This is a genomic window from Litchfieldia stipae, assembly GCF_014837155.1.
Lineage (GTDB): Bacteria > Bacillota > Bacilli > Bacillales > Bacillaceae_L > Litchfieldia.
Genome location: NZ_JACYHA010000004.1, coordinates 205,919 through 218,457 on the forward strand (window position 1 = coordinate 205,919; position 12,539 = coordinate 218,457).

General features: G+C 38.0%; 7 protein-coding genes. All 7 read left to right on the forward strand.

Annotated elements, in window-relative coordinates; translation table 11 throughout:
- Positions 1 to 40: 40 nt before the first annotated feature.
- Positions 41 to 2,380, forward strand: a complete 2,340-nt coding sequence (locus F7888_RS06920; protein ID WP_191778443.1) for a helix-turn-helix transcriptional regulator — start codon at positions 41 to 43, stop codon at positions 2,378 to 2,380.
- A 257-nt stretch (positions 2,381 to 2,637) separates the two neighbouring features.
- Positions 2,638 to 5,100: a glycosyl hydrolase gene (locus F7888_RS06925; RefSeq protein ID WP_318246238.1), complete on the forward strand. Its 2,463-nt coding sequence runs from the start codon at positions 2,638 to 2,640 to the stop codon at positions 5,098 to 5,100.
- A 141-nt stretch (positions 5,101 to 5,241) separates the two neighbouring features.
- The gene (locus F7888_RS06930) at positions 5,242 to 6,525 is read left to right on the forward strand and encodes a Gfo/Idh/MocA family protein (protein ID WP_191778445.1); all 1,284 of its coding nucleotides are present in this window, start codon (positions 5,242 to 5,244) and stop codon (positions 6,523 to 6,525) included.
- Positions 6,526 to 6,631: 106 nt separating this feature from the next.
- Positions 6,632 to 8,050, forward strand: a complete 1,419-nt coding sequence (uxaC, locus tag F7888_RS06935; RefSeq protein WP_191778563.1) for a glucuronate isomerase — start codon at positions 6,632 to 6,634, stop codon at positions 8,048 to 8,050.
- Between the two features lie 102 nt (positions 8,051 to 8,152).
- Positions 8,153 to 9,619 (forward strand): tagaturonate reductase, encoded by a 1,467-nt coding sequence (locus tag F7888_RS06940; RefSeq protein WP_225228635.1) that lies wholly within the window; start codon positions 8,153 to 8,155, stop codon positions 9,617 to 9,619.
- The gene (locus tag F7888_RS06945; protein WP_191778447.1) at positions 9,603 to 11,093 is read left to right on the forward strand and encodes a UxaA family hydrolase; all 1,491 of its coding nucleotides are present in this window, start codon (positions 9,603 to 9,605) and stop codon (positions 11,091 to 11,093) included. Before F7888_RS06940 ends, F7888_RS06945 begins: the two co-directional genes overlap by 17 nt.
- Positions 11,094 to 11,249: 156 nt before the next feature.
- Positions 11,250 to 12,512, forward strand: coding sequence for a M20/M25/M40 family metallo-hydrolase (locus F7888_RS06950; protein WP_191778448.1), 1,263 nt, complete (start codon positions 11,250 to 11,252; stop codon positions 12,510 to 12,512).
- Positions 12,513 to 12,539: the final 27 nt, after the last annotated feature.

The window sequence follows — 12,539 nt, forward strand, 5'->3', positions numbered from 1 at the left end:
ACTAACTATATAAAGCGCTTTCAGTACAGGGGGGGTATTGTTGAAAAAAAGGATTCTAAAAAAGTTGCCACGTTTTTTGCATTTAAACGGAAAATATCGCAAAAATCTCGTATTATTCTTGTTATTAGCTAGTGTACCTGGAATTATTTTTAGTTTCTTACTTTATATAGTCAGCAAAAACCAAATGGAAGATGAACTACAAAAAGTACATCAAAACCATATGACTAATACGATTGATTCGATTGATAATAGGTTTTATCATTTAGAATTATTTATGGCAAACTGGGCTTTAAGAGCGAATATGAAGGATTATAGTGGCCTAGATGTTGTCTTTGATTACCAAAAAATTAGAGATATCTATAGTACCTTGGTGTCAATGGAAGGATATAACCCATTAATTGGACGAGTTGAATTATATATAGATCAACCGAAACCAACTGTGTATTCAAAGCATGGTTATACGTATTTAGATAATGAAGATCAAATTGAAGGATATCGTGAACTGCTTAAGCGTGAGAGGAAAATGTCCTGGACGCGCTCCGTGTCAAGCATTGAAAGCGGTTATAAAGATCGATATGCATCACTATCGATGGTTCATAATGTAGATAATAATTTGTATGATCCATTTGGCTCGCTCATTGTTTTTTTGGATAAGGATGAATTTTCATCGATTTTACAATCACCATATGAAAATGGCTCAGTCTTTCTTTTACAGGAAAATGAGCAATGGTTATTTGGGAAGGAAGATCAAACAAAGCCAGACCCTTTACAACAAGCAATTATGGATGAAATCGAACAAAGACCTGATCGACCGGAACCATTCATTTTTCATTATGAAAAAATAAAATATACCGTAACATATGATTATTTCAATAGATTGGGAGAAAAGTGGTACTACGTATCAATTGCTCCTTTGACAAATATTACGGCACCTGTTGTGTTTATATCTAAATTATTTATCTATTTAAGCTTATTTGTCTTTATTTCTGCGATTCTACTTACATTGATTGCGTCAAGAAAATTATATGACCCAATTGATAAGCTAACACGCTCGTTTAGTGAAAATAATTTAGTTCAAATGAAAAATGAATTCGAGTTTATTGAAACAAAGCTAAATCATTTATCAACAGAAAGTCTTGATTTGCAGAATCGTTTAAAGCAGCAGCTTCCGCATCTAAAGGAAGGATTTTTACTTCAGTTATTCCAAGGTTCTTTGTATACATATCGTGAAGAGGACCTGCAGAAACAGATGCAACAGTTCGGTTCAGATTACTCAGATAAAAAACATGTGCTCATCTTTGTTCAACTAATAGGCTTTTCGATATTTAGGGGAAGGTTCTCAGAAGGTGAAGAGGGATTAGTGACCTTTTCGGCAGTGAACATTGCAGAAGAATTATTGCAATCCTATCAATTAGAAGCAGATGTTATTAATTTTCATGATCTATCTTTAGGAATTTTAGTTTCATTCGATGCAGATGAATCTGAAAGTGAAGTGAATGAACAAATTGTTCAATTTAGCAAAGAGCTTATTGGATGTATAAGTAATATTTGTAAGATGAAGGTGTTAATCGGGGTAAGCAAAATGAATGATTCGTTAAAATCTGTTCCAAGTCACTTTGAAGAAATAAAAGGGGCATTAAGCTTCCGTAACTTACAAGAGGAAAATCAAATTATTGAGCTTTCAAAGCTAGATAACTTGCTTAATAGAAAGTGCACGTTTGAATATCCATTCGATCTTGAAAAAGAAATTACTCATGCTATTAGACAACGGAATCAGGAGGCAGCAATTCAACTTGTTGATACATTCTTCAAGACATTAGCTGAACAAAATGTGAGTGAAGCAATGATGAAGCAAGGTGCACCGAAGCTATTAGGAAGCATCTTTCACATTGTTCTTCAGTCAGGCTTGATTGAGGATTTTGTTAAAGAGGGTGCTAGCTTGTATGAAGAACTCTACAAATTGAAGGACCCTGATGATATGGCTCATTGGTTTAAGAAAAAAGTAATCGTTCCCATCATAAATGAGCTCTCGAATAATCAGGACCAGCGTTTACGGATTATTGTCATGAAGGTCATTGATATGCTTGAGGCGGAATATATGACTGATATTTCACTAGATTTATGTGCTGAACGAGTGAATTTAAATCCATCGATTCTAAGTAAAGTATTTAAAGAAATTTCAGGATGGAATTTCATTGATTATTTAACGAATATCAGATTAACCAAGGCAAAGGAATTGCTAGTGGAGACCGATACGAAAATCAAGGATGTCGCAGAAAGTATTGGTTATAATCACAGCTATTTCAATCGCATATTCAAAAAACAAGAAGGAATTACACCAAGTGAATTTAGAGAAATGAATCGCAAACAAATTATTTAAACTAAAGGATGAGGTGATGATTAACACCTTATCCTTTTTTATGTGATTGGATAAAACACCCCGTGAACCCTTATTAGATCAACCCTCATCAAATTTGTATCAATAAATAAAAAAAGTACTATCCCATATATTTCGAATGTTAAAAAAGTCTGATTGTTTTAAATTCCTTTAAGGATTAATGTAGACATAGAGATAAACTATTATTTCCTTTTTTACAGATGACGACGATAAAGAAGAGGAAGGAGTTGTTTAATATAGTGACGAACACATTACAGCAGACATTCTTGAATCCTCCAGAGGAATTTACTCCGATTCCATTCTGGTTTTGGAATGACCACTTAACAAAAGAGGAAATAACAAGGCAAATTCATGATTTTCACTCCAAAGGGGTTACAGGATTTGTCCTACATCCGAGGATAGGGATTCCAGAAGAAATTGTTTATTTATCAGATGATTTTATGGAATTGGTTTTAACAGCTGTTGAGGAAGCAAAAAGGTTAGAAATGTCCGTTATTTTATATGATGAAGCGATGTATCCATCAGGTGCTGCGAAGGGTTATGTAGTGAAACGTAATCCAAAATTCGCTAGCAGAGGGCTGAAAATGGTGGAATATCCTTGTACTCAAGAACATGAAGTGAAGGTTGAGTTAAACGAGAGAGATACATTTGTTTCAGCACAGGCTGTGAAGAAGCTAGAGACGGGGGTGATTGATTTATCAACATCTCAATTATTAACTCTTGATAATGGAAGCGTATTCTTTAATCCGCCTGATCAAGATGATTGGTCAATTCTTGTATTTATCGAGGTTTATTCAGGTGGAAATATTCGAGGGATTCACTTTGGAGAAGATGATGGGGAAGAGAATACTCCTGCATCAGCTGATTTATTAAACCCAGAGGCAGTTAGCACCTTTATTGAAATCACACATGACACGTATTATCGCACATTAAAGGATTATTTTGGTGATACTGTAATTGCGATGTTTACGGATGAGCCTGATATCTTAGGAAGAGGCGCTTCAAAAGAGTTAAAGCCTTGGACAAGAGGGTTTTTATCCTTTTATAAGGAGGATGGAAATGAGGAAGTCCATTTGGCTGCATTATGGTTAGATGCTGGAGATGAGACGGATTCATTACGGAAAAACTATCGTAAAACGGTTAATAAAAGACTGACAGAAGCTTATTATAAGCCAATTAGTGATTGGTGTGCAGCTCACGGGATTGCTTTGACTGGACATCCTGCGGCAAGTGATGACATTGGATTACTAGAGCCGTTTCAAATTCCAGGTCAGGATGTTGTGTGGCGATGGGTTGCTCCAGAGGATGGTTTGGGGTTAGAGGGTGAGCATTCAACAGCTGGTAAGTGTTCAGCTGATGCAGCACGTCATCGTGGAAGAAGAAGAAACCTAAATGAATTCTTGGGTGTTTGTAGTAAAGAAACGCCATGGGCCCTTTCTCCTGGGGATATGAAGTGGTATACGGATTGGTTGTTAGTTAGAGGTGTGAACCTTCTCTGTCCACATGCCTTCTATTATTCTATTGAAGGAGAGAGACGAAGTCATGAAAGACCACCAGATGTTGGTCCAAATAATCTTTGGTGGCCATATTATAAGCAATATGCTCAATATATGAAGCGCCTCAGCTGGTTAATGACAGATAGTATTAATCAGACGGGAGTTGCGATATTGTGTGAGGAAGATCATTTACCTTGGAAAATCGCAAAACCATTATTTGAACATCAAGTAGAATTCAATTATTTAGAGGAATCATTATTCTTAGCCAACAGTCAGGTTGTTGATGGAAGTATTGTGATTGAGAAGCAAGTCTATCAAACGATTGTGATCGAGGATGGTTCTAAGCTAGAGGACGCTGTCATTAAGAAGCTAGAATCGTTCATTCAAGCTGGAGGTAGTGTTATTGCTCAAGATGGGGCTTTGGAAGCATCTAGAATTCAAGGTGCAAAGCTAATTCAACAGCCTGAAGATGTAGTCCGTGTATTATCTGAAGTTCACCTGGACGAGGTAAGTATTTTCCCAGCTAGTAAGGATATTAGAGTGAGTAAGGTGAAAAAGGATGGAAAGATCTTTTACTTGTTTGTGAATGAAAGCGAAAACAATTATGCAGGATCATTCCGTGTGAAGGAAAAAGGGTATGTTGAAAAGTGGGATGCCTGGACTGCTGAGACCATTCCAGTACATTTAAAGCAAGATGACAATGCCTTTTTTGCACCTCTATATGTTGAACGAAGAGGATCCATTGTGTTTATGGTTGATGGTGAACGAGAGCCAATCATTGCTGATGAGAAGGAGCCAAGCTATACTTCGGAACAGTTAGCGCTAAAGACGAACTGGAGTGTTGATGGCAAGCAAGACCTTCAGTTGGAATCTTGGGTGAATTGGGATGGGTTTGAATCCTTCTCGGGAACAGTTGTCTATGAAAATCAATTTTTAATGGAAGAAACGGACTCAATTGCAGCTGTAGAGCTTGATTTAGGTGAAGCGTATGAAATTGTCAAGGTATCAGTGAATAATCATGAGGTTGGCGTGAAGATGTGGTCACCTTATCGATTTGACATTAACCCAACGTATCTGAATGAAGGGGCAAACAAGCTTGTGGTTGAGGTGACGAATAGTCGTGCTAATGAAATGGATGATGCAAGATTACCGTCAGGATTACTTGGACCTGTTTATTTGAACTATTGTAAAAACACTGTTATTTAGTAGAAATGAACGGTTTTTTATATTTAAACGTGTGAAATTCTTAAATATAATGTGGGTATGAGAAAACTTGGGGCTTTGTGCTGATTGAAATTAAAGCGCATACATAACCCTGAGTAATATATAAATAAGGAGTTTTTTCTGATGGCAAAAAGATATGTACTAATTGGAACTGGTGGAAGAGCAGAATATTTCTATGGATCACTTGTGCGTGATTATAGAGAAACAAGTGAATTAGTCGCGTTTTGTGATAGCAACCAAACAAGAATGAATTATGCTAATCGTTTATTAGAGGAAAAGTATAATCATCCACAGGTTGCAACGTATCTTGCACATGATTTTGAAAAAATGATTGAAATTGAAAAACCAGATACGGTGATTGTTACGACAGTTGACCGTACTCACCATACTTATATTATTAAGGCATTGGAGCTTGGCTGTGATGTTGTAACAGAAAAACCAATGACAATAGATGCTGAGAAATGCCAAGAAATCATTGATGCTGTAAATCGTACTGGGCGTGAGGTTCGCGTATCCTTCAACTATCGTTATGCACCACATAATACGAAAATCAGAGGATTGATTAAAGATGGTGTGATTGGTGAAGTATTCTCAGTGAATTTTGAATGGGCGTTAAATACTCAGCATGGTGCGGATTACTTCAGAAGATGGCATCGTGATAAGCGTAATAGTGGTGGATTATTAGTTCATAAATCAACTCACCATTTTGACTTAGTAAACTTCTGGTTAGGCACAACTCCTGATACAGTTTATGCTCAAGGTGGATTACGCTTTTATGGCAAAGAAAATGCAGAAGCAAGAGGCGTGACTCAATTCTATCAACGTGCACATGGTAGTGAAGTAGCGATGGATGATCCATTTGCGATTCAATTATCAGAGAATGATCATTTGAAGGCGATGTACTTAGATGCTGAGGTTGAAGATGGCTATCAGCGTGACCAAAGTGTATTCGGAGATGGAATTAATATTGAAGATACATTAGGTGTAATGGTTAAGTACAAAAATAAAGCGATTCTAAACTATTCATTAAATGCATATTTACCATGGGAAGGGTACACTGTTGCGTTCAATGGTAGCAAAGGACGAATTGAAGTAAAGGTTGTTGAACAATCTTATATCAATTCAGGTGGAAAGAAAGAAGACGAAGGTAAATTACAGCAAAAGACAATTACGGTAATGCCGATGTTTGACACACCATATGAAGTGGAAGTAGAAGAAGGAGTAGGAGGCCACGGTGGTGGTGACCCAATATTACTTCAAGACCTTTTTGGTACACCGATTGAAGACGAATTTAACAGAGCAGCTTCACATGTTGATGGAGCAATGTCAATCCTGACAGGAATTGCAGGAAATATCTCATTAAATACTGGGCAACCAGTCAAAGTTGATCAATTAGTTAAGTTTTAAGCTAGGCTAATTCGGGACGGTTCTCATGCTTCCTTTTCAAGGCTACATTAGGAAGAACAAGAACCGTCCCTAAACTGCAAAGGGGATGAAGAGATTGAAGCCATTTATGGGTGAGAATTTTTTATTGTCAAACGATGTAGCGGTTGATTTATATCATCAGTATGCGAAGGATTTACCGATTATTGACTATCATTGTCATATTAGTCCACAGGAAATCTATGAAAATAAGAAATTTAAAAACATCACAGAAGCTTGGCTGTATGGTGACCATTATAAGTGGCGTGTGATGCGTGCAAATGGAATTGAAGAGGAGTTCATTACTGGGCAAGCGAGTGATTATGATAAGTTCATGGCTTGGGCTAGAACGGTTCCTATGACGATTGGAAATCCATTGTATAATTGGACTCATCTTGAGCTTCAACGATTCTTTGGTATTTACGATATTTTAAATGAAAAAACAGCACCAATGATTTGGGAAAAAGTGAATGCCTTATTAGCTGAAGATGAATTGTCAGTTCGTGGGCTGATTACTAAATCAAAGGTTAATGTGATCGTAACGACAGATGATCCAACAGATACATTAGAGTATCACCAAAAAATTAAACAAGATAAAGATTTCGAACCACAAGTGTTACCAGGCTTCAGACCGGATAAAGGATTAGAGATTAATCGTGAAGGCTTCCTTCAGTGGGTACAATTACTGTCAGATGTCTCTAATGTTTCGATTACTTCATATGATGAGTTCTTACAAGCGCTTGAGTCAAGAATTGAGTTCTTCCATGAGCTTGGAGGAAAGGTATCAGACCATGCGATAGATGTGATGATGTTTGCTCCAGCGACTCAAGAGGAAGTCGATGATATCTTTAAGAAGGCGCTTTCGGGTGAAAAAGTAACTGAAGAAGAGGAAAAGAAATATAAATCCTCTACCCTCATTTTCTTAGGTAAGAAATATGCGAGCTTAGGCTGGGCGATGCAGTTCCATATCAATGCACTGCGAAACAACAATAGTAGAATGTACGGCCAATTAGGACCAGATACAGGCTATGACAGTATGAATGATGATCTTGTATCAAAGCCATTGGTTCAATTACTAGACACGCTTGAACAAGAAAATGCACTTCCTAAGACTATACTATATTCTTTGAATCCAAAAGATAATCAAGTGCTTGCTAGTATCATCGGTAGCTTCCAAGGAGGCGGAATCCGAGGGAAAATGCAATTTGGTACGGCATGGTGGTTCAATGATAATAAGGACGGAATGCTAGATCAAATGAAGGCCCTTGCGAATGTGGGGCTATTCAGTCAATTCATTGGGATGTTAACGGATTCTAGAAGCTTCTTATCATACACAAGACATGAGTATTTCAGAAGACTTATTTGTCAGATGGTTGGAGAATGGGTTGAAAATGGTGAGGTTCCAAATGACCCAGACCTTCTCGGTGAAATTATTCAAGGCGTATCTTACTACAATGCAAAGGAATATTTTCAATTTGAAGAGGCGTTAGTAGCAGATTTGAACAAATAGAGTATCACAAGTTATGAGTAGCAGTCTAACGAGAGTAGTTGAATCATAGAAATGATTCAACTATTCTGCGTTGCGGCAACACGAAAAGTGGGAGGTATTCATTTGGAACACTTGAAAAGAGAATTGCTAGAGGATTATGTTGCTTATCCAGAACGGGTTCTACAATTTGGTACAGGTAATTTTTTGAGAGCTTTTTTTGACTATCATATTCATACCATGAACAAAAAAAATCTATTTAACGGTCAAGTGGTGGTGGTGCAATCGACATCAAGTGGCACAGTTAAGACTATGAATGAGCAAGACGGGCTTTACACTCTTTACTTGCAAGGAATTAAAGACAACAAACCGGTAAGTGAGCATGAGGTAATCCGTAGTATCAGCAGAGGCTTGAATCTACAGGATGAGTATGAAGAATATTTAAAGCTTGCTCAGAATCCGGATTTGCGTTTTATCGTTTCTAACACGACTGAAGCTGGAATTGCATTTAATCCAGACGACAAATTAACTGATCAACCCCAAAAGAGTTTTCCAGGTAAGTTGACGGCATTTTTATATAAAAGATTCCAGGCTTTTAGTGGGGACCTTGAGAAAGGTTTTATTATTTTCCCATGCGAATTAATTGAAAATAATGGGGTTGAATTGAAGAGGATAGTTAATCAATTTGCACGTGAGTGGCAGCTTGAAGAGGAGTTTATCGAATGGGTTGAAAAGGCAAATACGTTCTGTAACACATTAGTGGACAGAATTGTACCGGGTTATCCAAAAGATTCGATCGAAGAAAAAACAGCGGAGTTAGGGTATGTAGACCAGCTCATGGTTGTTGGTGAACAATTTGAACTGTTTGTGATTGAAGGTCCTGAATGGATTAAAGATGAATTCCCAGCGGCTCGGGCTGGTCTGAATGTTCATATAGTAGATGATCTGAGTTCTTACAGAACAAAGAAAGTCAGAATGCTAAATGGTGCTCATACAGCGATGACTCCAGTGGCATATCTCTATGGATTAGATACAGTTTCACAAGCAGTGACAAACGAAGCAACAAAAACGTTTATAGAACAAGTAATGAATGATGAGATTATCCCGACATTACCATATGCAAAAAATGAATTACATGAATATGCTAAAGATGTGATTAATCGTTTTAGAAATCCATACATTCATCATTATTTAGCGAGTATATCGTTAAACTCCATCTCAAAATTCAAAACAAGAGTCATGCCAACGTTCCTTGATTATGAAAAAAGCTATAATCAACTACCAAAAGGAATCCTATTTTCATTAAGTGCATTGCTTTATTTTTATAAAGGAAAACGTGGGGATGAAGAGATCAAGCTTGTTGATGATGAAGCAACATTGGCGTTATTTCAACAGCTGTGGCAGGATGAATCGGTTGAGATTGGAGAGTTAGTCAAGACGGTTCTTTCTAAGGAAGAATTATGGGGAATCGACCTTTCATACGTTGCGGATGTCGTTACAGGGTACGTCACCTTGATTCATAACGTGGGAATGCAAGAGGCTCTAGCTGAATTTTTGCAGGAAGAGGGTGAAGTAAATGAAAGCGTTTATTAAAATCAAAGAGTCAGACAATGTTGCAGTAGCGATTCGTCCAATTGATAAAAATGTCCAATTGGATATAGATGGGACAATCATCGAACTCAAAGAAGCAATTAATAAAGGGCATAAATTTGCGGTAAAACCGATTCGTCGTGGGGAAGATGTGATCAAATATAGCTTCCCAATTGGTCATGCAACAGAGGATATTGAAGTCGGACAATGGGTACACACTCATAATACGAAGACAAATTTATCTAGTGTGGAGGAGTATCAGTATGCTCCGAATCTCACAAAAGTACGAAGCGAAAACAAAAGCTATACCTTCAAGGGATACCGTCGAAAAGACGGACGGGTTGGAATACGTAATGAGCTTTGGATTGTTCCAACTGTGGGCTGTGTAAACGGGATTGCTGACCAAATTATAAGACAGTTTCATGAAAAAGTCGGAAGCATTGCGCCATTTGAGCATATTCATGTTCTTAAGCATAATTATGGTTGTTCTCAGCTTGGGGATGATCATGTTAATACAAGAACCATTCTATCAAATGCGGTTAAGCATCCGAATGCAGGAGGAGTGCTTGTATTAGGATTAGGCTGTGAGAATAATGAAATTGATGAATTTAGAGAGCAGCTTGGAGACTTTGATTCATCGCGAGTGAAGTTTTTACGTTCACAGGCAGTGATGAATGAAGTGGAAGAAGGCGTTAAGCTATTAGTTGAGATTTACGAGAGTGCTAAAGAAGATAAGCGTGAGGATGTTCCGATTTCAGAGTTGAAGGTTGGATTGAAGTGTGGTGGCTCTGACGGATTCTCAGGGATCACAGCGAACCCGTTATTAGGTCAATTCTCCGACTTTTTAGTAGCTAATGGTGGTACGACGGTATTAACTGAGGTTCCAGAGATGTTTGGAGCGGAGAAGCTGTTAATGGAGCGAGCCAAAAACGAAGAGGTGTTTGAACAAATTGTTGATTTGATTAATGATTTCAAGCGCTATTTTGAAAAGCATGATCAGCCTGTCTATGAAAATCCCTCCCCAGGGAATAAAGCTGGTGGGATTACAACGCTTGAGGATAAGTCACTTGGTTGCACGCAAAAGGCAGGGACATCACCGGTTGTTGAGGTGCTAAAGTATGGGGAAATCCTACGTACAAATGGACTGAATTTATTAAGTGCACCTGGTAATGATTTAGTTGCTGCATCAGCCCTTGCATCTGCAGGTTGTCAGTTGGTTCTTTTCACAACAGGAAGAGGAACACCTCTAGGTACATTTGTTCCAACAATCAAAGTTTCATCGAATACACAAATTTATGAAACAAAGCCTCATTGGATTGATTTTAACGCAGGTACATTAATTGATGGTGAATCTCAAGAAGAGCTGTTAAATGACTTTATCTCGTATATTATTAAAGTAGCTAGTGGGGAAAAAGTGAATAATGAGATTAATCATTTTAGAGAAATTGGCATCTTTAAATCTGGTGTAACGTTATAAAGTACTGAAAGCCCATCTTAAAGGATGGGTTTTTTTGTGTCACAAGAAATGCTTTTACATGACAGACTTGATTGTTTTTGATTTGGAAGAGATTGTAGTATAGTAGAATTATAGAATATATTTTATTTTCAGAATATGGAGGAGGAATCGATTTCGATGGGGAAGGACCTTATTTTATCGGAAAAAGTAGAAAATGTATTTCAACGTGTGACAGAGAATGTTGATGTGAAGGAAGCATTAGCGTTTCTTAAAGAGGATAATGATCGTACGGCTGAGGAACAGATTGAAATTACAACGATTCCAGCTCCAACCTTTGCAGAAGATACTCGTGGAGCAGATTATAAGAAAAGATTGGAACAATTGGGTATTCAATATATAAAAGTTGATGACGTTGGCAATGTGTTTGGGATAAGGCCTGGATCGGGAAATGGACCTACATTAGTTGTTTGTGCCCATCTTGATACTGTGTTTCCTGAGGGGACAGATACGGTTGCGAAACGAGTGGATGGGAAAATTTATGCCCCTGGGATTTCAGATGATGGAAGAGGCTTAGCTGTCGTACTTACTTTAATTCGAGCGCTAAATCATGCTGGGATAGAGACGGAAGGTGACCTTGTTTTTGGAGCAACGGTTGGTGAAGAGGGGTTAGGCGATTTACGTGGAGTGAAGGAGCTCTTCAAAGATAATGACGAAATTGATGGCTTTATTTCAATTGAGCCGGGAGATCCTGAAAGAATTACATATTTAGGTACAGGAAGTGCACGTTATCAGGTTACATATAAAGGGCCAGGTGGTCATAGCTTTGGCAATTTTGGGACGCCAAGTACGATTCATGCATTGGGAAGAGCGATTGCGATGATTTCACAGCTAGAGACGCCGGCTGAGCCAAAAACAACATTCAATGTTGGGATGATTAATGGTGGAACATCGGTGAATACGATTGCTGAGGAAGCATCGATGTTAGTTGATCTTAGATCAAATTCACAAGAAGAATTAGAGAAATTAGATAAGAAAGTGCTGCACATTTTGCAAAGGGCAGCAGACGAAGAAAATGAACGTTGGCAGACGGATGTGATTACGGTTGATGTGAAGCGTGTGGGAGACCGACCGGCTGGTTCTCAACGTGCGGATGCAGCGATTGTGCAAGCTTCGGTTGCTGCATCAAAATCACTTGGATTCGAAGGAATCTTAGGTGATGCAAGTAGTACGGATTCGAATGTTCCAATCTTTTTAGGAATTCCTGCGGTTACGCTTGGTGGCGGAGGAGATTTTGGTGGCGTACACACATTAAATGAATATTTTGACCCGACTGATTCGTATTTTGGAGCACAAAAAATTTTCCTTACGATGATGGGACTTGTAGGAGTAAAGGGTGTCAGTGAGCCGCTTTTAGAAAAAAGAAAAGTGAATATGGGATAAAACGAGTTTGATATTTTACTATAAAAA